Below are 21,164 nucleotides of genomic sequence, written 5' to 3' on the forward strand. Positions count from 1 at the left end.
TTGATTTTAGAACTATGTTGATTTGTGCGGAAGGCGCGAGACTCCTGCAGGAGGCTTCCCGAACCGCCTGGAGCACAAATCAACAGCCTAATTTAACACAGCCTTTTTATTTCTTCTTTTTTTTAAATACAAATATTCTTGAATGAAAAAACCACCATTAAAAGGTGGTTTTGCTGCCTTAATTGGGGGATTAAGGCAATGATTCAACAAGGGATATTCTATTCAATGGAAAGAAGGGGAGGGATTCCTTTTCCATAGGATTAACCAATTACTGATTAGCTGTCATTTTTACTGGTTCTTTACTTACTCCAAAGTGCTGTTTAATAATAAGGGAAGGGCCGCCAAGGTTTAATAAATAGCGAGCTTCAATTACCTGTTTCATGAAAGCACCAAATAATCCAGATAATCTAAAGTTTCCAACTTTTCCTACTGCACCAAAGGTTCCGATTGATGCAACAGATCCCTTGTGATGATATTCAAAAGCTGTCAAGTTACCTCCTCTTAACGTTGCAACAATATTTTTCGCACATACATCAGCTTCTTGGAGGGCAACCTGTGCTGTTGGAGGGAGAGCATTTTTTTCATCCTTCATGAATAAAGAACAGTCACCAATACTAAAGATGTTTTTTCTATCATTAACTCGAAGGAATGAATCTACTGGGAGTTTGCCTTTTTCAATAGGTAAGCCGCAGTTTTGTACAATGGGGTTGCCCTTAACCCCACAAGACCAAATTAATGTACGAGTTGGAATCTCGATATTATTTTCAAGTACAACCTTCTCAGGTGTACATTCTAAGATTTTGGTTGATATATACATTTTAATATTAAACTTTTCTAGCACCTCAGTTGTATATTGGATGGATTCCTTAGGGAAAAACGGAATAACAGATGCCGCAGCCTCTACTGCAACAATTTTTACATCCTCAAAAGGAACATCATATTTTTTACAAAGTTTAGGAAGTCCTTCTGCTAATTCACCTAACATTTCTATTCCTGTAAATCCGCCGCCAGCTACAACAAAGGTGAGGCGAGATGGATCTTTGTCTTCTTTATAAAGAGATAATTGTCTAATGATTTGATTATAAATGGCTTTTGTACTTCTAAAGCTGCGGATGGCAAAAGTATGTTCCTTAATACCAGGAATTCCGAATGTTTCAATATCAAAACCTAAAGCAATTAATAGGTAATCATATTCTACAATATCGCCACCCTCAAGGTGTACCTCTTGTTTTGTTATATCTACTGCTGTAACATTGCCCTTTTTAAAATTTGTTTTTTCAGGATTAATCAATTCTGGAATCTCCATTGCAATTTGACGATCAGCAGCAGTACCTGCTCCAGTTTTATGGAGTTGAGTTGTGATGTAGTGGTATCCATGTTTATTGATTAAAGTAACGTCTGCTTCCCCAGACTTTAATAACTTTTCTAGCTTTTTACTAGTGATGATTCCTCCGTAACCTGCTCCTAGTATCACTATTTTTGGTTTGCTCATTTTTAATGCATCTCCCTATCAATAAATAAGTTTATCTACGATAATAATGTGAAACTTTTCACAATAACTTTTAAAAAAAATATAGAGCGATTTGCTCTTTAATATTGTGAAGCATTTCACATTTTTTCTATATTCATAGAATACGATATCTCTTATGAAGAAACAAGTAGTATTTACTATTAAAATTTGTCGAATTGGTAAATTTTTTTCGAATTACAGGGAATGATAAATTCGTGCCAATTTAAAAACTGGTTAAATATTTAACGAATATAGTAAGAAAGAAGGAGAATTGCGATGAAAAAAAGAATGTTGATTATTTTGCTAGGTTTAATACTAGCGATGCCAGGCTTTGCAATAGCGAATGTGCAAACGCCAGGTGGAAGTGAAAAACCAGCAGTACCAGGCTCTCAGGAAAAAGATGGAGAGAAGGAGACAGAAGAATGTGATTGTGAAAAACAGGAGCATAATCACAAAGACTGGCAGGCAAAAATGGCGGAGCGTGAACAAAAACTGCTAGGATGGGTGGATCAATTTACCCCTGATAAAAAAGCAGAATGGACAAAGGTATTAGCTGAGAAAAAGGAATTAAGAAACAAGTGGCTAAGTCCTGAAAATTCCAAGAAACGTGAAGAGTGGAAGCAAGAAAAAATGGCGGGGATTCAAGAATTAAAGAAACAGCTAGATGAAGGAAAAATAACCAAAGAAGAATTTGTTCAAAAAGCTCACGGCGGGAAAGCAATGGGTCATTGGAAAACCTTCCATGACCTAAAGACTGCAGTTGAGGCGAAAAATGATAAGCGGGCAGCAGTATTATTAAATCAACTTCTCGAACAGTCGAAGCAACATAACGATAAAATAAAGACCATGTTAGCAGAATAGAATTGTGGAGTTGATCACTTGGCAAGAAATAGATTTTTATTGACAACAGCTGCATTGGGAGCAGCATATCTACTGAGAAATGATAAAGCACGGAAGAAAATATTAAACCAACTTCAAAACTTTGCGGATAAATCGCGAAGGTAAAAAATGCAAGCTGCGATAATGCAGCTTGCATTTCTTTATTTCTTTAATTCAATCTTTTCCTTCTGTGCCTCTTTTAAATCATCCTTAAACTCTTCCTTAATGTCGTTCGTAATTCCATCTGTCGCACGCTTGAATTCACGAAGGGATTTACCAAATGCACGGCCAATTTCAGGCAGTTTATTCGGTCCAAAGACAATTAATGCAAGCACTAGAATTAAGATTAATCCTGGTACACCAATGTTTGAAAACATAACGAAACCTCCAAATTTAAAAATCTTAAATGACTAATTTAGATTGAACGTAATGATATAAAAGCTTAGCAGTATGTTCTATGGATGATTCGTGTGTCCGTTCAAAAGCATGGGAGGAATCAATTCCAGGACCTATTAACCCGTGTACGATGTCGTGCCCAGCGCGAATGGCTGCTGAGGCATCGGAGCCATAGAAAGGGTAGATATCGAGTTTGTATTCGATACTATTTTCTTCTGCCAGCCGTACCAAATTCTTGCGAAGTGCATAATGGTATGGTCCGCTTGCGTCCTTCACACAAATAGATACTGTGTATTCATCGGTTGATTGGCCATCCCCCATCGCGCCCATATCAACGGCTAAATACTCAACAGTTTCAGGAGGAATGTTTGAATTTCCCCCATAACCAATTTCCTCATTGTTCGAAATTAAGAAATGGGTCGTGTAAGGTAATTGAATGTTCTCATTTTTTAATTGCTTCATTAATTGAAGTAATATGGCAACACTTGCTTTATCATCTAAATGTCGAGATTTAATAAAGCCACTTGGAGTCACCTCTACCCGTGGGTCAAAGGATACGAAATCACCAACCTCAATTCCAAGCGCTCTAATTTCATCTGCATTATGTACTTTTTCATCCAGTCTAATTTCCATGTTGTCTTGGTTACGTTCCGCTTTTCCAGCGTCTTTGTAAACATGGACAGAGGTTTGGTGCATAAGGATTGTCCCCGTATATTTCTTACCGCTGCTTGTTTCTATTTGGCAGTATTCACCTTCAATTGAGTTAAATTTAAATCCGCCAATCAAGTCAATCTTTAGTCTGCCGTTTGATTTAATTTCCTTAACCATGGCGCCAAGAGTATCAACGTGAGCAGTAAGCATACGATGCTGGCTAGTATCTTTTCCAGTTATTGTTGCGATAAGGCCGCCTTTTCGGTTTCTTTTTGTTTCAATGTTTAAATCTGCAAGGTATTTTTCAACGTAGGAAATGACTTCATTGGTATTTCCTGATGGACTAGGGATTGATACTAAATCCACCAATAATTTCATTGTTTCCTCTGTGTTCTTGTTTGTCAAAGCTTCATCCCCCTTTTAGTAACACTCATACCTATTATAACATTTTATAGAAAAATCATTTAAAATCAAATTCCGTCAACTTTTTTAGTGTGCTTGCATAGTGTAGGAAGTGTGGATTTTTCATTAAGAAGGATTAAAGGTTCTATAATATGGAAATAAAAGGAAATAATTAAAATTATCAAATAATTAAAGGGCTTATGGGGGAGAAAAATGACCAGATTTGAACTATATCACCAAAAATCAAGGCAAATTTCCTGGAAGGGACCAATTTATATCTTACTCACTTTTATCATAGTAACAGCGAGCTTCTTCGTATTTCGATATTACTATCTTAGCACTATAAAAATTGAATCACCTGATGAGAATCTAGGTTCCCAAGTAGTCATCCACCTGCCAGACGGAAAAGTGGTATTTACCTATGAAAATTATATTTTTGAAAACGATGGAAGGACATACTATAAGGGTGAGCGGAACACGATCGATTTAACAGGGGGGACGGTTACCTACGAAAATTGGGAATAACAAAAAAAGACTAAGCGGACTAGTCTTTTTTTTCATTATTTGAACCATCCCTTCTTTTTAAACCAAAGTGACATTCCTAATACTACTAAAAACATTAATAATAAAGTGGAAAAATATCCATATTTCCATGTTAATTCAGGCATGTAGTGAAAGTTCATCCCATATATACCCGCGATAAAGGTAAGAGGCATAAATAGGGTAGTAATAACCGTAAGAACCTTCATCACATGATTAGTTTGATGTGAATTTAAAGAAATATAGCTGTCTCGGATGTCAGACGCTAATTCTCGATTTGCTTCAACCATTTCAGTTAGTTTTAAAAGATGGTCATGAATGTCAGAGAAATATTCAATTTTTATCTGCATCCCTGACATCCTTTGAGAGTTTATGATTCGATAAACTAAATCTCTCATTGGGGTAATAGTATGTCGCAACGATAGAAGATCATGTCTTGTATCAAACAAAACTTCTAATAATGCTTCCATGGATCTACCTTTAGAATTTTCATCTATTTCATTTAAGGTATCTTCCACTTGATAGACAAGTGGAAAGTAATTGTCCACCATTTTGTCTAAGACATGGTATAACACTTGAGACGGATTCCATTTTCTAGCTTTTGTTGAAAGAGATAGTCTGTCCCATACCTCAGCAATCTCAGGAGATGGGTGGTGATGAAAGGTAACGATATATTGTTCTGTAAGGAAAAAATTAATTTCTTCTTTTGTTAAGGTGAGTGGATTTAAAGCTTGTGTAACAAAAAAAGTATTTTCCTCATAGTAATCTAGCTTAGGTCGCTGCAGTGTATAGATACAATCCTCGATTGCCAAAGGGTGGAAATGAAGGGGATCATTTAATACCTCAATTTCGCTTTGAGTAGGCTGCTGAAAATCAATCCAATACCATAAATAATCTCCCTGGATTAACTCTGTTGGCTGAAGGTCGTGAATGAATTGATAATTTTGATTAACTGCAATGGTTCTAATCATCTTAAACACCTTATTTCATTTTCTGTTATTTAGAATTCTCCATTACATAATCATAACGATATATCGCGCTTTTTACAAAAATAAATGATATTTATTTGCGGAATAAAAATCCAAACTTTTAATCAAGATGGGAACCTAGCAGCGTTTATATACATGAATAAAAAGTATGGTAAATGTAGATGTTAAGATTTCAGACACAGGATTAATGGAATAAAAATAGGCATTCCAATTGGAATGCCTATTATTTATTAAACGGTCTATTCAGATTTTTTTCTCATTGTTTGAGGGATATAAACACAGAAAGGTTCGCTTTCCATATAGTCTCCTGTTACCGCATAGGTTCTTGAACGGGATCCGCCACAAATTTTGTTGTATTCACATACACCGCATTTGCCCTTATAGTTGTCTGGCTTTCTTAGGTCCTTAAAAACTTTAGATTCACGGTAAATTTCTGCTAGCGGGGTATCACGGATATTACCTCCAACGATAGGCAGCAATCCGCTTGGCATTACATCCCCAATGTGGTTAACGAAGGCAAAGCCATTTCCGTCATTTACACCCTTTGGTGCACGTTTTAAGCCATCGTGCATCGAAGCGAAATCAGTAGTGATTGAGTCTTCGTAGCGAATTTCACCTTTTTCAATAACGTGGTCACGTGCTTTTTCTTGTAATACAACACGACGGTAATGCTGTGCTGCAGTTGTTTTAATGTCATAAGGAGCTGTTTTACTGAGCTGGTACAACCAACGGAATACCTTTTCATGCTCGGCTGGAGAAATACATGCATCCATTTGACCGCGTCCTGTCGGAACCAGTAAGAAGATGTACCACATGACGGCGCCAAGCTCTTCAACTAGCTTAGACATTTCTTCAAGATGGTCATAATTGTAACGAGAGATAACTGTATTGATTTGCAGAGGCATTCCTAATTCGTTTAAGTACTTGATTTTTTCAATCGTCAAATCGAAGGAACCTGGCACACCACGGAATTTGTCGTGAATCTCTGCTGTCGGTGCGTCAAGACTTAAGCCCCAGCGTGAAAGACCAACCTCCTTTGCACGTTGCATTTTTTCCTTAGTAACATTCGGAGTTGCGCTAGGAGTCATTGAAACCCTCATGCCTTTCTTAACTGCATAATCTGCAAGTTCAAAAAGGTCTTCTCGCATCATACAATCTCCGCCTGAGAATACAAGCATTGGATTGTCCATTTCATAAATTTGATCAATTAAATTTATTCCTTCTTCATGCGTTAATTCACGAGGATCTGGAGTTAGCTGGGCATCAGCGCGGCAGTGAACACATTTCAGTTGGCATGCGCGTGTGACTTCCCAAATGACAATAAACGGGTTAACGTCATAATCAATTTTTTTCATTCCATGTGGATGTCCCATTGCATGTGGATGTCCTTTACTTAGTCCTTGCATACATATCACCAAAATTCATAATATTTTTAAACCAAATAAAAACCATAAAAATTGTTTCTATAGGTTTATTATAAATTTGTCCTTTCGTTGTGCATGAAATGATTGTTACAATATTTCATAAGGTTTGTTACAAATTTCCTACAATCCTTTTTCAAAAAAATACCAAACTCCTAATTTTGATTGTGTATTTAATAGATAAAGTGATCTTAAATCCTTAATGGATAAGGGTTGGAAGTATTTCTAAGGTTTGTTACTAGAGGGCTTTCATTACCACGTTAGGGAAATCCTTCCTGATTACCCAAATGTTTAGGATATAAACAAATAGGCTTTCTCCTTTATGATGTATTTACTACGTTTTGAAGGAGACTTACAATGAAAAAACATTTATTGACAGTCGCGGCAGCTGCCGGCATATTGTTTACTACTTTTGGTGGATCTGTTAGTGCGCATGAGAATGTCTATACAGTTAAATCAGGAGACACGCTTTGGAGAATCTCGCAAAATAATAATCTATCAGTTGCGAATTTAAAAGTATGGAATAAACTGACCAGCGACAGCCTCTATGTGAACCAAAAACTATCATTATTGGCACCTCACACACATGAAACTCAATCTGTTTCCACTTACACTGTACAAAAAGGGGATACATTATGGGGAATTTCCACACGTCATAAGCTAACAGTTGCACAGCTAAAATCTCTTAATAACATGACCTCCGATACCATTTATGTTGGACAAGTCCTTAAAGTTTCTGGTACGGCTGAAACTCCGGCGCCGTCTCAAATTTCTACTGTTTCAAAAGCGCAAATGGTGATAACAGAAGCCAAGAAATATATCGGAACACCTTACCTATGGGGGGGAAATACTCCAGCTGGTTTTGACTGCAGCGGCTTCTCAAAATACGTTTTTGAAAAAGTAGGAATCTCTCTTCCAAGAACAGCAGCAACACAGTTTTCTGGTCTTAAGACGGTTAGCAGCCCAAGCCCGGGTGACCTTGTTTTCTTTTCAACCTATGCACCTGGTCCTAGTCATTTAGGAATTTACATTGGTGATAACAAATTCATTCATGCCGGTACATCTACAGGTGTAACGATTACCGATATGAATAATCCATATTGGAAACCTAGATATCTAGGGGCAAGAACAGCATTTTAATAGAACGAAAACAACCTTTATCAAACGATAAAGGTCTTTTTTGTTCAAAAAATCTGATAATTTATTGTTTATGAAAGGGGAATTTACCTTTATACTTAACTATGAAGAGTAAATTAAATTAGGAGAAATTGATGTTTAAAAGAATCCTCAGCATATCATTATTATTTATAGTCATTGCCATTGGCTTTTTGCAAAAAGATGAATTACTTACATTAATAAAGTCAGGCGGAATCTATTCAATTTTCATCAGCATGCTTTTTGTTGCGATATGCGTCTTTTTTCCTGTTATTCCTTTTCCAGTCCTAGCTGGTGTTATTGGAGGTGTATTTGGAACGACTCAAGGAGTAATCGTCTCCTTGACGGGAGCGATGGCTGGAACAATGGGTTTCTTCTTTTTAAGCAGGTACGGTTTCCGGGATTATGCACAATCTAAGTTAATGAAATATCCGAAAGTCCAGGAATACGAGGATTTTCTTAATCGAAATTCATTTGTGGCAATATTAACCTGCCGACTGATTCCAATCATCCCAGCGCCTGTTATCAACATCATTTGTGGTTTAAGTAACGTGAATTGGCTGATATTTTTTACCGCTTCCACGATAGGGAAGATACCAAACATCTTGATTTTATCATTTGCGGGTGCTTCTTTTAACAGTAACAAGCTGTTTTCTTTTGGACTATATGGCGGCTATATTCTCATTCTAATCCTAATTAATTTTGTGATCATGTATCGTAAAATGGCAAAGGAATCTGTGGACTAAACAACGTATTTTACTGGAAGATCTTTTTCTTCTATTGTAATGACTTCTTTAAAGAAGCTTTTTAGAATAAACCATCGAGCTGGGTATGTCTTCATAAAATCTTCCATTACTAAAGGAGAGTATTGGATTAAACAATCAAGATAGTTTCTATGCTTTTTTAGATCATGTAATAGGGCATGTGGAATGGTGTAGTAGTCATAAATTTGATACGGATTTAATTTTACCACTTCGATTTTATGTTGTTGAATGTATGGTAATATAGATTGTTCTTGAAGTTTAAAGCTTTCTTCCTTCGAAAGCCCATTTAAACTTATCCGATCATTAATAAAGTAGATTCCTTTCATACCATGACACCTCTTTCTACTAGTGTTTTGGTATTGTTATTGACAGCTGAGGAAGGAAGTATACTTCAGTAATAACAAGATAGTAGTTTATTCCTAATTTATGGAAGGTGATGGAACATGGCTAGTTGGGAAAAGGATGGATTTCTTCTTAGTACAGATAAGCAATATCTTGATACCGATGTAATTCACCATTTTTTGAGTGTTGATTCATACTGGGCGAAAGGTATCACGATGGAAAAAGTAAAGAAATCGATAGAGAAATCCTCGATTTGCTTTGGAATGTATGAGGGAGATCCTGCAAAAGGGAAAGCGAAGCAAATTGGTTTTGTCCGAGCGGTAACAGATTTTGTAAGATTCGCTTGGATAATGGATGTATTTGTCCTCCATGAATATAGAGGAAGAGGCTTATCGAAATGGATGATGGAAACGATGGTAGAGCAATCCGAACTAAAAGATGTTCGGAAAATGATGTTATGTACCTATGACGCACATGGTTTATATGAACAATACGGTTTTGAAACACTAGATGACCCTGAAATCTTTATGCAAAGAAAAATATAGTATATCGGTAAACAGGCTGTCTGCTAATTAGTAGACAGCCAGTATTATTATGTTTGGGAGAGACAAAATGATAAGTGCTGCAATTCATGGATTTATTTTAGCCTTTGGGCTGATTTTACCTTTAGGTGTACAAAATGTTTTTGTATTTAATCAGGGGGCCACACAGCCAAAATGGACAAACGCGTTACCGGTGGTTTTAACAGCTGCACTTTGTGATACACTCTTAATTTCGTTGGCTGTTTTAGGAATTTCCGCTGTTGTGTTAGAAATCAGCTTTTTAAAATTTGCGTTGAGTGTGATTGGGATTGCTTTTTTACTATATATGGGCTATGTAACATGGAAAAGTAAACCTAGTACCGAGGGGAATAGTGTTCAATTATTTTCAAGCCGGAAACAAATTACATTTGCCGCGTCTGTTTCATTGTTAAATCCACATGCCATAATGGATACCGTTGGTGTAATCGGAACAAGTTCATTAGCGTACACAGGAATAGAAAAGGCAGTCTTTACTATTGTCTGTATTTTCGTTTCTTGGTTATGGTTTTTTGGATTATCCATCGTTGGTAGATGGGTAGGAAAATTTGATTTAACGGGCAATTTCATTAACACATTGAACAAAATATCTGCTGTAATCATGTGGGGAACCGCGTTATACCTAGTGTTTGCGTTGTAAAAAAATTACCCGGCAAATTGCCGGGTATGGGTAAAAAATCTATAAAATAAAAGGGGGGAGGATCGGTTCGGTGTTACTGAACCTAAAATAATCTTAACGGAAAAATATGAACAAACTATGAATGAATAATTAATAGATTGGTAAATCTGTGGAGGAGACATAATGAAAGATTTCCATTGCTGTGCCACCTGCAGGCATTTTAAAGCTGAAAGAAAATCAGATTCAATGATTTATTACTGCAGTCGTTTAGGATTTGAAACCAAAACGAATTATAAATTTAACTGCTGGAGTCCCAAAAAGAGCATAATAGATTTAATTGAGAAATTGAAGAAAAGATAAAAAAGGAGTTTTTGGAAGCAATGGCAAACACACATGTATTTTCACGGAAAGAGGAAGTTGCCAATTCGATTACGCACGGAATTGGTGCCATGCTTAGTATTGCTGCTTTGGTCATATTGATTGTCTTTTCCACACTGTACGGAACGACATGGCACGTTGTTAGCTTTACGATTTACGGAGCCTCCATGTTCATTTTGTATATGTCATCAACATTGGTACATAGTTTTCCTGAAGGTAAAGCGAAAGACTTATTTGAAATCTTTGATCATTCCTCTATTTACTTATTTATCGCAGGAACCTATACACCATTCTTGCTCGTTGCCATTAGAGGACCTTTAGGCTGGACTTTATTCGGAATAGTATGGGGACTGGCGATTGCTGGTATGATTTTTAAATGTTTTTTTACAAAAAAATATTTATTTACCTCGACAATTCTCTATGTGGTTATGGGCTGGATGATGGTTTTTGCATGGAAACCCTTAGCCGCAAAGCTTCCTTCTGAAGGGATGACCTATTTAATGATTGGCGGTCTCCTCTACACATTTGGGGCGATTTTTTATGTATGGCGCGGATTTCGATACCATCACGCAATCTGGCATTTATTTGTCATCGCTGGTACGGTGCTCCACTTTTTCTGCATATTGTTTTTTGTGTTACCGATAAAATAATGATTAGAAAAAGGCGACTGATATGAATGAGCTCTATAGTGACCGAACTTAATAAAAGGTAAGGGAAATGGTCACTATATGAGATATCTGTTGAGGGATGAGGTTAAACATCCGATTTGATAAATAGACGGAAAAATTCCGCTTATTTAGTAAATAGCTTCGAAATTCGCTTCAATAGACGGAGAGAATCCGCCTATTGACTCGAAAAATGTTAAAATGGGGCATATTGCTTTGAATAACCGGAAAACCTCCCCTTATATACCCCGAAACGAGCTCCATTATGGATTTAACCGGAAAATCTCCGCTTATTATACTTTCGTTGGTTACTCACCCGATTAAAGACAAGACATCTTATTTAAAATGGAGTGAGTTTTATCTCAAAAATCCAAGAAAACCTCATTTTGATGCATTACGGTGAGCCGTATCACAAGAAAGTGAGGTTATATTATTTTTGTATTCCTAATAAAGAAACTCGCCAATTAGGCGAGTTTTACATTTTTATAAATAATAACGATTCCAATACGACTGTCATTTCGGCACGTATTCTAAGAAAAGCACCTCAAAACGGAACCATTTTTAAAAAGAAGCCTTTTTCTAATTAATTGTTCTTCATGGAAAAGTAGGTATCCATCACTCTTCGCCCGATGAGAAAGTTTGCTCCATTATCTGTGGTTCCTTGGTAGGCCCAAGGGACAATCACAGCCATTGCCACTTCAGGATTGGTGCTAGGTGCATATGTAACTAAGCTTAAATTCATCACCGGAGGCGGCTCCTTACCGAAATTCGCGCGTAATGGTCCATCGTAAAATGCCTCCGCCGTACCAGTTTTCCCTGCAGGAGAGTAGGGGACGCCAGTAAAACGTTTATATGCTGTTCCTCCTGGTTCCTGGAATACTTTTTTAAAGCCTAATTGGACCCGGTCCATCCATGCAGGTTCAGCATCGATCGTATTCAGGACAGTTGGTTTAATTTCTTGGAAAACAGGACCAATTTCGTCTGTATTATTATCGATAGGCTCACGTATTTCCTTTACAATATGCGGTTTCATCCTTTTTCCTCCATTTGCAATGGTTGAAATATATTGTGCTAACTGCATAGGGGAATACGTATCATATTGTCCAATAACTAAGTCCATTATATGACCAGGGAGTCGGCTTGGCCCCTTTAGTCCACTAGATTCATTAGGCAGATCAATACCTGTTCTAGAACCAAGTCCAAAGCTTGCAAAAGAATTTCGGATGATTTCAACCGTATTTGGAGCAAGGCTTAAAGGCTGCTCAAATTGGTAATTTCCTTTACCAATTCTAATGGCAGTATGGAACATATAAACGTTTGACGATAACTTTAACGCATCGACATCATTCAGTGTACCTAAATAGGAATAGGACTTTTTCAGTGGAGTGTCCTTGATTTTAATTCCTGTGTCATTAATACGAGTTCCTGGTTTAATAACACCTGTTTTAAAACCTGTTAAAACCGTAGCACCCTTCACGGCAGAACCTACGTTATAGGTAGTCGTAATGGTACCTAATGCGTCGTCCAGCATTTCTAATTGTCCGGTCTCAGGATTCTTAACGATTCTTTTTCCTGCCATTGTTAAAACCGCTCCATTATTCGGATCCATTAACACGACATAGGCGCGATCCAAAAGTGCGGTATTTTGACTATTTTTCAATCCCCAAAGCTCTTCTTCTATAATTTTTTCCACAGCTATTTGTAAATCCATATCAACGGTAAGGACGAGGTCCTTGCCTCTTTTCCCATCAGAAACCACTTGGGTTTCAATAACATTACCCTGCTTATCTGTAATCGTTTTAACCTTTGATTTGTGTCCGTGGAGTACATCTTCGTATTGCAGTTCAAGCTGGCTTTTTCCAACTCTGTCATTACGGTTGTACCCTAGTGATAAAAAATGATCTAGTCGATCTGCAGGCAAACCTTCCTCGGTTTTCGTTACGTTCCCTAGGATTGATTTTATTGTTTGATCAAAGGCATAGGACCTATCCCAGTCAGTGGTCGTGTCAACTCCTGGGAGGGATTGTAAATTTTCACTCACAATCGCAAATTCCTCAGGTGTGACATCTTCATTTTTGACAATTTGCCGGGTAAATTTATAACCGCTCGAAAATTCAAGATAAATGGCCCAGACTTCTAGTTCTTCTGGTGTTAACGTACTTATTTCTTCCTTGGTGATTCGTTCAATCTTAAATTTATATAAATCATTATCCTTTAATTTTTTTGCTTTAAATAAATCTAATTCTTTTTTTGTGATTTTTGCATCCGCTTTTTCCTGATTTTCATGGATCCAAAGATCCTTTTTTTCCCGTTGCGTCATCTTATCGTAATTCTTAACAATTAATTTGGCCAATTTATCTGCCGTATCCAGCATCTCTTTCTGGCTGGCTCCCATATTTGTGTATGTAATCGCGCGTTTTGGAACATTGTCAACGATGACTCGGTAATTACTATCAAACATTTTTCCACGGGGGACAGGGTTGTTTATTGTAATATCTTCTTTTCTCTCCAATTCACGTTTGAAATTTTCCCCGTATACGATTTGAACAAATCCCAGGCGCAAAATTAGGATGGAAAATAACAAAAATACACTGAAAAATAGCAGATTGAGGCGGATTGGAAAATGAGATTTCTTCTTTTTCTTTTTCTCCAAATTTTTTCACATCCTTATACCTTTTGGTTAGTATGTCCTCATAAGAGAATTGGTAATTATTTATATTTTACGTTTACATTTGAAGAATTGTAAAGGATTTCCTATCAGGAATATCAGTTCTGGAGTTTATGGCAAATAGCTAACTTTTGGTATTGACGATTTGTAGGATTTATCATATAGTAAAAGTAATAAAATATTTCCTTTTAAAGGGGAGTAGCTGGACAATAAAGTCGTCATTCCGAGAAAGTAATTTCTCCGGCTTTATTGGCAACGTGATGTTGTTAGCAAGACCTTTACTGCACAAACGGTAAAGGTCTTTTTGTATTTTTATGGCCTTTACCGGGGGAAAAGCGTGTTTCGCTTTTTCCTAGGGTAAAGGCTATTGGCCTTTACCTAGGGTAATGGCTTTTTTATTGCAGCAAAGGGATATTTTAGAAAAAAACTTACTTATTAGGAGGACTTATTGATGGACTTTTCTCTTTTGCTGGAATATGGATGGGTATTGTTGGTGTTAGTGGCGCTGGAAGGATTATTAGCAGCAGACAATGCCTTAGTACTTGCAATCATGGTTAAAAATCTACCTGAAGAAGATAGAAAGAAAGCATTATTTTATGGATTAACTGGTGCGTTTGTGTTCCGATTTGTTTCATTATTTGTTATTTCTTTCCTTGTAGATGTATGGCAGGTTCAAGCTATTGGAGCCCTTTATCTGTTATTTATGGCGATTAATCATATTGTCCGAAAAGTAGCTGTAAATGGAAAATCAGAAAATAAACAGAAAGAGAAGCCAGCTAAGCAAAGTGGATTTTGGATGACTGTTTTTAAGGTGGAATTAGCGGATATTGCCTTTGCAGTCGATTCCATCTTAGCTGCAGTAGCACTTGCAGTTGTGCTGCCAGAAACTCCGCTTCCTAATATTGGGGGTCTTGATGGAGGAAAGTTCTTAGTTATTTTTGCTGGTGGGATTATTGGTCTAGTGATTATGCGTTTTGCCGCTAATCAATTTGTTAAGCTGTTAGAAAGAAGACCTGGATTAGAAATTGCAGCATTCGGTATTGTTGGCTGGGTAGGTGTAAAGCTTGCCGTTTATACACTTTCACATCCATCGCTTGCCGTATTAAGTGAAGAATTTGCCCATTCAACTGAATGGAAACTAACGTTTTACGCCGTGTTAGTGGGAATTGCTGCAGCGGGTTGGTTCTTATCAAAGGATCAAGTTGTAGAAAAGGCGAAATTAAATACAAACGCCTCATAATTTACCATCAATATAGGAAAACTTATAATACTGAGATTTGAAAGGAATCTGCATTCAATCGATTGCAGCTTTCTTTCAGTAAAAAGAGCTGATTATGGGTATGAATAAACGTATACATACATTTATTATGGAGGTGTAAGCCTTACACCATGTAAGGTCAGCGATTGACAATCATAAATCTTCTATTAATTGCATTACTAATCGCGTTAACTGGATTTTTTGTAGCGACAGAATTTGCTATCGTAAAGGTAAGAGGATCCAGAATTGAACAATTAATTGCAGAAGGCAGAAAAGGGGCAGAAGCAGCCAAGCATGTGACTACCCACTTGGATGAATATTTATCAGCCTGCCAGCTTGGTATAACCGTTACTGCTTTAGGTCTGGGCTGGCTGGGAGAACCCACGGTTGAGAGCTTATTGTTTCCATTATTTAAGAGGTTGGAGTTAAATGAGGCAGTATCCCATATTTTATCGTTTGGTTTGGCATTTGCTTCTGTAACGTTCTTACACGTGGTTATTGGAGAGTTAGCTCCTAAAACAGTAGCTATCCAAAGAGCAGAAGAAATTACTCTTGCGACATCAAAACCTTTAATTTGGTTTTATAAAATTATGTACCCATTCATTTGGGTATTAAATAATTCCGCTCGAGTACTGGTTGGCTGGTTTGGATTCAAATCGGTCTCTGAAAATGAATTGGGACTTTCAGAGGAAGAACTGCGTATACTACTTTCGGAAAGCTATGAAAGTGGAGAAATTAACAAAAGCGAACTGGAGTACGTGAACAATATTTTTGAGTTTGATGAAAGAATTGCAAAAGAGATCATGGTACCAAGGACAGAAATGGTGACCTTGAATATGAATGACAGTGTTGAAACGGTTAGGGAAGTCATAAAGAGAGAGAAATATACACGCTACCCTGTTGTAGTTGATGGGGATAAGGATAATATATTAGGACTTATAAATATAAAAGAAATTTTAACAGAAGAGATTAAAAAAGAAGAAATCCTGAAGGATACTACCTTACAACCTATGTTAAAACCAGTTATTCGCGTCATTGAATCGATTCCCATTCATGACTTGCTTGTGAAAATGCAAAAAGAACGATCCCATATGGCCATTCTGCTTGATGAATATGGCGGGACTTCTGGATTGGTAACCGTTGAGGATATTTTAGAGGAAATTGTCGGTGAAATCCGTGATGAATACGATACAGATGAAGTTGCTGAAATTAGGAAACTAGGTCCTGATCATTATTGTTTCAATGCAAAAGTATTGGTTAATGAAGTGAATGATCTTCTAGGGACCAATTTATCAGATGATGAAATGGATACGATAGGCGGCTGGTTTCTAACACGGAATTTTGATGCTAAAAAGGGTGACGAGATTGAAGAGGATGATGTCATCTTCACCGTTAAAGAAATTGAAGGACATCATATTTTATTAATAGAAGCGAAGAAGGTTTTTAAAGCAGAAGAAAAAATCTAAACAAGCAATTCCGCCAAATCGGGGAATTGCTTGTTTTGTTATGTCAAGAATAATGAGGTGATTTTTCAAAAAAAGTTTGACAATTTTGTGAACACGGTCGATAATTAATATAAAGAAGGGGGATACGTTGTTATGAAAAGTAGAGAGAAATTCCTTAATGCTGTAACGTATGTCGGCCTAACGGTTCTAACTATTGGAATTTTAGCTTTTATTGCTGGGGTATTTGTAACCGGTTACAGTATTTTGGTTCCAATTGGAATTGGAACATCAGTAGGTGCGGTATTTATTTTTCTGATTGGCGTGTTTTTAGTCGTAACAGATGAGATGTTAGAAAGATCATATATAGGGACGAAAGTAGTTCCAATTAAATCAAAAAAAGGAGCACCTATTCAATAGGTACTCCTTTTTCAATTACATATCCCAAACCATCGCAAGTAATGTTCCAAACACTGTTACTAGTGCTATAATCAAACCGTAAAATACATTTGTGTAAATTGCACCTTTATCCTTTGTCTCCCCAGCATGCATAAAAACAACTAATTGAAGTCCTGCTTGAATGAATGCTGTAACAAGAAGGATTGTCATTCCAGCCGTAAATGACATGTCTAAGAAATATACCGCAAGTGCTACGGTTGTAAGGAGTAAAGAGAATACAAAACCAAGTACTTGTTTCATCGGAAATAATTGGCTCATATTACATCATTCCTTTCAAATAGATGAAGCTGAAGATGAAAATCCAAACTACATCTAGGAAATGCCAATAAAGCGAGAAGATAAATGCTTTATTGGTTGTTTGTGGCGTTAATCCACGTTTTTTTATCTGTAGAATAATAAACAATCCCCAGAAAAATCCAAGTGTAACGTGTGCTCCATGTGTTCCGAGTGTTGTTAACAAGGCAGATGTAAATGCACTGGTTTGAATTCCAGCACCTTCATGTACATAGGTAACAAATTCAAAAATTTCCACTCCTAAAAAGGCAAGTCCGAGAAGGAGTGTGATGGAGAAGAAGGTAATCATCGCTTTTTGTTTGCCGATACGCATCGCATGAATCCCAAGTCCAACAGTAAAACTACTAGTTAAGAGTAGGATTGTTTCAAAAAGAACGGGAGTAATTTGGAAAATCTCTGCTCCAGTTGGTCCGCTTCCTGTCCTATTCTCTAAAGTGAAATAGGTGGCGAAAAGGGTAGCGAAAAGCATAATTTCGGCACCAAGAAAGATCCAAAATCCTAAGATTTTTAAACTGTTTTCTTCGGTACTATATTCTAATGGAAGCGAGTTATCTATTTTCATCTTTTATGCACCTCGCAAGTTTGTTTCTGTTTCTTCAATTTCTTTAACAGAGATATAACGGCCATGGTCTTGTTCAAATGACCTAAGAGCCATACATCCGAAAATTCCTAGAGTAGTAACGATGACAGGAATCCACAAACTGAAAATAAAGGAGAATCCCCAAACAAAGAAGATACAGCTCATAATGAATGGGATACCGCTATTATTTGGCATATGAATTTTCTCGTATTCACCTTTAAATAGGACATGACCATTTTTCTTTGCATCCCATAATGCCTCATTGGAACGTACATCTGGTAAAATAGCAAAATTATATTCTGGCACTGGTGTATGTGTCGACCATTCTAGTGTACGCGCATCCCAAGGATCATTACTGATATCTCTTGATTCATAACGAATACTATAGTAGATATTGTAAACAATTAACACAAAACTAATAGCCATTATCGCAGTACCAACAAACGAAACCATATTCATTGGTCCAAATCCAGCAGATTCAGAATATGTGTACATCCTGCGTGCCTGGCCATCTAAACCTGAAATATACATCGGCATGAATGCCAAGATAAAGCCAATAGACATTAACCAAGCCGTCCATTTTCCAATTCTTTCATTTAACATGAAACCAAACATCTTTGGCCAATAATAATGCAGTCCTGCAAGCATTGCATAGACGACACCAGGAATTATAACATTGTGGAAATGCGCCACTAAAAACATCGTATTATGATATTGATAGTCTGCTGCAGACATTGCAAGCATTACTCCGGTTACACCGCCAAGTGTAAAAAGCGGAATGAAAAGCATGCTATAAAGCATTGGTGTGGTAAAAACTATTTTTCCTTTTCTCAGCGTGAGCAGCCAGTTAAAGATCTTAACTCCTGTCGGAACGGCAATCGCCATGGTTGTTATCGAGAAGATACTGTTTGTTAAGGCACCTTGCCCCATGGTAAAGAAATGATGTGCCCATACTAAGAAGGATAGAAGGGAGATAATAACCATCGACCCAACCATAGATGTATAGCCGTATAGGTTACGACGTGCAAAGGTTGAGATTATCTCACTATAAATACCGAAAGCTGGCAGGATTAAGATATATACTTCAGGGTGACCCCAAACCCAGAATATGTTGGCCCAAAGCATATCCATACCGCCATTATCCATGGTAAAGAAATTAGTTCCAAATTGACGATCAAGCGTTCCCATAGCAAGTAACACAGCTAAAACTGGGAATGCGAAAACGATGATAACGTTCGCGATTAAAGCAGACCAAGTAAACATTGGCATTTTCATTAATGTCATACCAGGTGCTCTCATTTTAAGAATCGTAGTGATAAAGTTAATACCTGTCATTAATGTACCAATACCTGCAATTTGAATCGCAATCATATAATAATTGGTACCGACAGATTCACTAAATTCGTTGCCTGCAAGCGGGAAGTAAGAAGTCCAGCCAGCATCAGGTGAGCCTCCAACAACGAATGAAATGTTAAAAAGCATTGCACCCATAAAAAATAACCAGAAGCTTAATGCATTCAAACGTGGAAATGCAACATCACGTGCTCCAATTTGTAGTGGAACAACAAAGTTCATAAAGAACATGATGAAGGGCATTGCCATAAAGAGAATCATAACAATCCCATGTGTGGTGAAAATCTCGTTATAATGCTGTGCATCAAGCAGAGTGTTTTCTGGAACTGCCAGCTGGGCACGCATCATGATGGCATCAACTCCGCCACGGAAAAGCATCAACAGGGCAGATAATAAATACATAATACCAATTCGTTTGTGGTCAACAGTTGTTAACCATTCACGCCATAGGTAGCCCCATTTTTTAAAATAAGTTAATCCAGCAATAACGGCAATGAGTGTTAGGCCAATTGCAGCCATCGAAGCATAAATCGCAATACTTGGATGTGGAACGGCAAATCGATTAAAGAAATCCATTTATAATATCTCCTTTCAAGGGAAGATTACTTTTTATATTAATGACCCGCACTTTCATGGCCATCATGGGAATCTGTGTGAGCTTCAGTTTCAGGTGTTTCTGTTGATTCTTCGGAATGTTTATGACCTGTTGGCGGCGGCGAAAATTCTAGGTGAGTTCCAGTGTATGTTTGCTGCCCAAGATGACCAGGTTCTAATAATTCCTCGAATTTTTTCTCCGTAATAGGTTTTGCAGTTTCTTTAACTTCTTTTACCCAATCGTCAAATTCATCTTGAGACATGGCTGTCACATTGAAGGTGTTTTCAGCAAATCCTTTACCCGAGAAGTTAGCGTTTCGTCCCATGAATTCACCAGGGACATCTGCAGCTAAGTGTAAGGTGGTAACCATGTCAGCCATTGCGTACTTTTGTCCGCCTAACTGTGGAATCCAAAAACTTGTAATCGGACCGTGAGAATAAAGTTTAAATTCAAGTGCTCGGTCCTTTGGTATATATAAGTAATTTACTGTTTCAATTCCTTCTTCTGGATAACTAAAGTGCCATTTCCAGTTAGAGGATGAAGCATAAACCACTAATGGCTTTGTATCTTCATATCCTTTCGGTTTTGCCTCAACAATGTAGTTACTTTGAACGGATATATAAGATAGAAAAGCAACAATTAATACTGGAATACCTACCATAATGACCTCAACCCAAAGGTTTCCTTCAATATGGGGTGGTTCATAATCTGCTCTTTGTTTAGAAGCTCGATATTTTACTAGCATGTAGACTAATAATGCAAAAACGACAAAGACAATCACAGACATGAGTCCTATTGATAATAGGATGTCGCTTGCTTGCCTTTCTGCTTGAGGTCCTTTAGGATCCAGGACTAGTAATGGCTCACATCCAGATAATACGGTGATAATTGTAAAAAACACTGAAAATAAAGCCGATTTAATACCTTTTTTGTGCATTTTTATTAACTCCTCTCATTGATAATCATTGTGGTTATTCGTGAATTCATTCACAAACTAAGTTGGAGGTTTATCTAAAATAATTACTACCTAATAATGAATATGTAATTAGTGTCATTATCCCGTACCACAATATTAACAACATTGGTGTGATGTTTATATACGTTTTTTGAAGAATTTGTGACAAATTTGTTAAGGTTTTTAATTCCAATAAAAAATGGCTTAGAAGTTAAACTAATAAAATAATTGTCTATTTTTGCATATTAATGGGATAATGTATATGAATACA

22 protein-coding genes are annotated in these 21,164 nt (G+C 37.1%); 11 read left to right on the forward strand and 11 right to left on the reverse strand.

Annotation, left to right across the window (positions count from 1 at the left end):
- Positions 1 to 268 precede the first annotated feature (268 nt).
- Complete coding sequence (locus CHI06_RS11680) at positions 269 to 1,492, reverse strand: NAD(P)/FAD-dependent oxidoreductase (RefSeq protein ID WP_095248729.1); 1,224 nt, start codon at positions 1,490 to 1,492, stop codon at positions 269 to 271.
- Between the two features lie 294 nt (positions 1,493 to 1,786).
- On the opposite strand from CHI06_RS11680, the gene CHI06_RS11685 reads away from it, so the two are divergent.
- A complete protein-coding gene (locus CHI06_RS11685; RefSeq protein WP_095248730.1) occupies positions 1,787 to 2,371 on the forward strand; it encodes a hypothetical protein in 585 nt (194 codons plus the stop codon).
- Positions 2,372 to 2,550: 179 nt separating this feature from the next.
- On the opposite strand, the gene tatA is transcribed toward CHI06_RS11685, so the two are convergent.
- The gene (gene tatA / locus CHI06_RS11690; protein ID WP_095248731.1) at positions 2,551 to 2,766 is read right to left on the reverse strand and encodes a twin-arginine translocase TatA/TatE family subunit; all 216 of its coding nucleotides are present in this window, start codon (positions 2,764 to 2,766) and stop codon (positions 2,551 to 2,553) included.
- Between the two features lie 25 nt (positions 2,767 to 2,791).
- The gene (locus CHI06_RS11695; RefSeq protein ID WP_179292607.1) at positions 2,792 to 3,814 is read right to left on the reverse strand and encodes a M42 family metallopeptidase; all 1,023 of its coding nucleotides are present in this window, start codon (positions 3,812 to 3,814) and stop codon (positions 2,792 to 2,794) included.
- A gap of 237 nt (positions 3,815 to 4,051) precedes the next feature.
- Between CHI06_RS11695 and CHI06_RS11700 the strand changes: the two genes are divergently transcribed.
- Positions 4,052 to 4,363 carry a hypothetical protein gene (locus CHI06_RS11700; protein ID WP_095248733.1) on the forward strand — a complete coding sequence of 104 codons (312 nt, stop codon included), beginning with the start codon at positions 4,052 to 4,054 and terminating at the stop codon, positions 4,361 to 4,363.
- 35 nt (positions 4,364 to 4,398) lie between these two features.
- Here CHI06_RS11700 and corA read toward each other — a convergent pair whose 3' ends face one another.
- The gene (gene corA / locus CHI06_RS11705) at positions 4,399 to 5,349 is read right to left on the reverse strand and encodes a magnesium/cobalt transporter CorA (RefSeq protein ID WP_095248734.1); all 951 of its coding nucleotides are present in this window, start codon (positions 5,347 to 5,349) and stop codon (positions 4,399 to 4,401) included.
- A gap of 257 nt (positions 5,350 to 5,606) precedes the next feature.
- A complete protein-coding gene (locus tag CHI06_RS11710) occupies positions 5,607 to 6,773 on the reverse strand; it encodes a TIGR04053 family radical SAM/SPASM domain-containing protein (RefSeq protein ID WP_095248735.1) in 1,167 nt (388 codons plus the stop codon).
- Between the two features lie 372 nt (positions 6,774 to 7,145).
- On the opposite strand from CHI06_RS11710, the gene CHI06_RS11715 reads away from it, so the two are divergent.
- Together CHI06_RS11715 and CHI06_RS11720 are read left to right on the forward strand one after the other, a co-directional pair.
- Positions 7,146 to 7,928: a C40 family peptidase gene (locus CHI06_RS11715; protein WP_095248736.1), complete on the forward strand. Its 783-nt coding sequence runs from the start codon at positions 7,146 to 7,148 to the stop codon at positions 7,926 to 7,928.
- Positions 7,929 to 8,059: 131 nt separating this feature from the next.
- On the forward strand, positions 8,060 to 8,689 hold the full coding sequence (locus CHI06_RS11720; protein WP_095248737.1) for a TVP38/TMEM64 family protein: 630 nt from the start codon (positions 8,060 to 8,062) through the stop codon (positions 8,687 to 8,689).
- Here CHI06_RS11720 and CHI06_RS11725 read toward each other — a convergent pair.
- Positions 8,686 to 9,033 (reverse strand): hypothetical protein, encoded by a 348-nt coding sequence (locus CHI06_RS11725; RefSeq protein WP_095248738.1) that lies wholly within the window; start codon positions 9,031 to 9,033, stop codon positions 8,686 to 8,688. The genes CHI06_RS11720 and CHI06_RS11725 overlap by 4 nt on opposite strands.
- Before the next feature lie 117 nt (positions 9,034 to 9,150).
- Between CHI06_RS11725 and CHI06_RS11730 the strand changes: the two genes are divergently transcribed.
- The 4 genes from CHI06_RS11730 to trhA all read left to right on the forward strand — a co-directional run bounded on the left by CHI06_RS11730 (position 9,151) and on the right by trhA (position 11,274).
- The gene (locus tag CHI06_RS11730; RefSeq protein ID WP_095248739.1) at positions 9,151 to 9,594 is read left to right on the forward strand and encodes a GNAT family N-acetyltransferase; all 444 of its coding nucleotides are present in this window, start codon (positions 9,151 to 9,153) and stop codon (positions 9,592 to 9,594) included.
- A gap of 67 nt (positions 9,595 to 9,661) precedes the next feature.
- Positions 9,662 to 10,267, forward strand: a complete 606-nt coding sequence (locus CHI06_RS11735; RefSeq protein WP_095248740.1) for a LysE/ArgO family amino acid transporter — start codon at positions 9,662 to 9,664, stop codon at positions 10,265 to 10,267.
- A 162-nt stretch (positions 10,268 to 10,429) separates the two neighbouring features.
- Positions 10,430 to 10,606: a hypothetical protein gene (locus CHI06_RS11740; protein ID WP_179292605.1), complete on the forward strand. Its 177-nt coding sequence runs from the start codon at positions 10,430 to 10,432 to the stop codon at positions 10,604 to 10,606.
- A 20-nt stretch (positions 10,607 to 10,626) separates the two neighbouring features.
- Complete coding sequence (trhA, locus tag CHI06_RS11745) at positions 10,627 to 11,274, forward strand: PAQR family membrane homeostasis protein TrhA (RefSeq protein ID WP_095248742.1); 648 nt, start codon at positions 10,627 to 10,629, stop codon at positions 11,272 to 11,274.
- 598 nt (positions 11,275 to 11,872) lie between these two features.
- Here trhA and CHI06_RS11750 read toward each other — a convergent pair.
- Positions 11,873 to 13,942, reverse strand: a complete 2,070-nt coding sequence (locus CHI06_RS11750; protein WP_095248743.1) for a peptidoglycan D,D-transpeptidase FtsI family protein — start codon at positions 13,940 to 13,942, stop codon at positions 11,873 to 11,875.
- Between the two features lie 466 nt (positions 13,943 to 14,408).
- On the opposite strand from CHI06_RS11750, the gene CHI06_RS11755 reads away from it, so the two are divergent.
- From CHI06_RS11755 to CHI06_RS11765, 3 genes are all read left to right on the forward strand, one after another.
- Positions 14,409 to 15,197: a TerC family protein gene (locus CHI06_RS11755; RefSeq protein ID WP_095248744.1), complete on the forward strand. Its 789-nt coding sequence runs from the start codon at positions 14,409 to 14,411 to the stop codon at positions 15,195 to 15,197.
- Positions 15,198 to 15,361: 164 nt separating this feature from the next.
- Positions 15,362 to 16,681 (forward strand): hemolysin family protein, encoded by a 1,320-nt coding sequence (locus CHI06_RS11760; protein ID WP_095248745.1) that lies wholly within the window; start codon positions 15,362 to 15,364, stop codon positions 16,679 to 16,681.
- A 132-nt stretch (positions 16,682 to 16,813) separates the two neighbouring features.
- Positions 16,814 to 17,077 carry a hypothetical protein gene (locus CHI06_RS11765; RefSeq protein ID WP_095248746.1) on the forward strand — a complete coding sequence of 88 codons (264 nt, stop codon included), beginning with the start codon at positions 16,814 to 16,816 and terminating at the stop codon, positions 17,075 to 17,077.
- 15 nt (positions 17,078 to 17,092) lie between these two features.
- On the opposite strand, the gene qoxD is transcribed toward CHI06_RS11765, so the two are convergent.
- The 4 genes from qoxD to qoxA are packed head-to-tail and all read right to left on the reverse strand — an operon-like array spanning position 17,093 to position 20,875.
- The gene (qoxD, locus tag CHI06_RS11770; protein ID WP_095248747.1) at positions 17,093 to 17,374 is read right to left on the reverse strand and encodes a cytochrome aa3 quinol oxidase subunit IV; all 282 of its coding nucleotides are present in this window, start codon (positions 17,372 to 17,374) and stop codon (positions 17,093 to 17,095) included.
- 1 nt (position 17,375) lies between these two features.
- Entirely contained in the window at positions 17,376 to 17,972 is a 597-nt protein-coding gene (gene qoxC / locus CHI06_RS11775) for a cytochrome aa3 quinol oxidase subunit III (RefSeq protein WP_095248748.1), read from the reverse strand.
- 3 nt (positions 17,973 to 17,975) lie between these two features.
- The gene (gene qoxB, locus CHI06_RS11780) at positions 17,976 to 19,919 is read right to left on the reverse strand and encodes a cytochrome aa3 quinol oxidase subunit I (protein ID WP_095248749.1); all 1,944 of its coding nucleotides are present in this window, start codon (positions 19,917 to 19,919) and stop codon (positions 17,976 to 17,978) included.
- Positions 19,920 to 19,957: 38 nt separating this feature from the next.
- Positions 19,958 to 20,875 carry a cytochrome aa3 quinol oxidase subunit II gene (qoxA, locus tag CHI06_RS11785; RefSeq protein WP_095248750.1) on the reverse strand — a complete coding sequence of 306 codons (918 nt, stop codon included), beginning with the start codon at positions 20,873 to 20,875 and terminating at the stop codon, positions 19,958 to 19,960.
- Between the last annotated feature and the right edge of the window lie 289 nt (positions 20,876 to 21,164).

Origin of the sequence: Bacillus sp. 7884-1 (assembly GCF_002272245.1) — a bacterium.
Taxonomy (GTDB): domain Bacteria; phylum Bacillota; class Bacilli; order Bacillales; family Cytobacillaceae; genus Neobacillus.

Bases quoted from the DNA above. Each gene is read 5' to 3' on its own strand.
- CHI06_RS11680 (WP_095248729.1), bottom strand. From the start codon at position 1,492: ATGAGCAAACCAAAAATAGTGATACTAGGAGCAGGTTACGGAGGAATC.
- CHI06_RS11685 (WP_095248730.1), top strand. From the start codon at position 1,787: ATGAAAAAAAGAATGTTGATTATTTTGCTAGGTTTAATACTAGCGATG.
- tatA (WP_095248731.1), bottom strand. From the start codon at position 2,766: ATGTTTTCAAACATTGGTGTACCAGGATTAATCTTAATTCTAGTGCTT.
- CHI06_RS11695 (WP_179292607.1), bottom strand. From the start codon at position 3,814: ATGAAATTATTGGTGGATTTAGTATCAATCCCTAGTCCATCAGGAAAT.
- CHI06_RS11700 (WP_095248733.1), top strand. From the start codon at position 4,052: ATGACCAGATTTGAACTATATCACCAAAAATCAAGGCAAATTTCCTGG.
- corA (WP_095248734.1), bottom strand. From the start codon at position 5,349: ATGATTAGAACCATTGCAGTTAATCAAAATTATCAATTCATTCACGAC.
- CHI06_RS11710 (WP_095248735.1), bottom strand. From the start codon at position 6,773: ATGCAAGGACTAAGTAAAGGACATCCACATGCAATGGGACATCCACAT.
- CHI06_RS11715 (WP_095248736.1), top strand. From the start codon at position 7,146: ATGAAAAAACATTTATTGACAGTCGCGGCAGCTGCCGGCATATTGTTT.
- CHI06_RS11720 (WP_095248737.1), top strand. From the start codon at position 8,060: ATGTTTAAAAGAATCCTCAGCATATCATTATTATTTATAGTCATTGCC.
- CHI06_RS11725 (WP_095248738.1), bottom strand. From the start codon at position 9,033: ATGAAAGGAATCTACTTTATTAATGATCGGATAAGTTTAAATGGGCTT.
- CHI06_RS11730 (WP_095248739.1), top strand. From the start codon at position 9,151: ATGGCTAGTTGGGAAAAGGATGGATTTCTTCTTAGTACAGATAAGCAA.
- CHI06_RS11735 (WP_095248740.1), top strand. From the start codon at position 9,662: ATGATAAGTGCTGCAATTCATGGATTTATTTTAGCCTTTGGGCTGATT.
- CHI06_RS11740 (WP_179292605.1), top strand. From the start codon at position 10,430: ATGAAAGATTTCCATTGCTGTGCCACCTGCAGGCATTTTAAAGCTGAA.
- trhA (WP_095248742.1), top strand. From the start codon at position 10,627: ATGGCAAACACACATGTATTTTCACGGAAAGAGGAAGTTGCCAATTCG.
- CHI06_RS11755 (WP_095248744.1), top strand. From the start codon at position 14,409: ATGGACTTTTCTCTTTTGCTGGAATATGGATGGGTATTGTTGGTGTTA.
- CHI06_RS11765 (WP_095248746.1), top strand. From the start codon at position 16,814: ATGAAAAGTAGAGAGAAATTCCTTAATGCTGTAACGTATGTCGGCCTA.
- qoxD (WP_095248747.1), bottom strand. From the start codon at position 17,374: ATGAGCCAATTATTTCCGATGAAACAAGTACTTGGTTTTGTATTCTCT.
- qoxC (WP_095248748.1), bottom strand. From the start codon at position 17,972: ATGAAAATAGATAACTCGCTTCCATTAGAATATAGTACCGAAGAAAAC.
- qoxB (WP_095248749.1), bottom strand. From the start codon at position 19,919: ATGGATTTCTTTAATCGATTTGCCGTTCCACATCCAAGTATTGCGATT.
- qoxA (WP_095248750.1), bottom strand. From the start codon at position 20,875: ATGCACAAAAAAGGTATTAAATCGGCTTTATTTTCAGTGTTTTTTACA.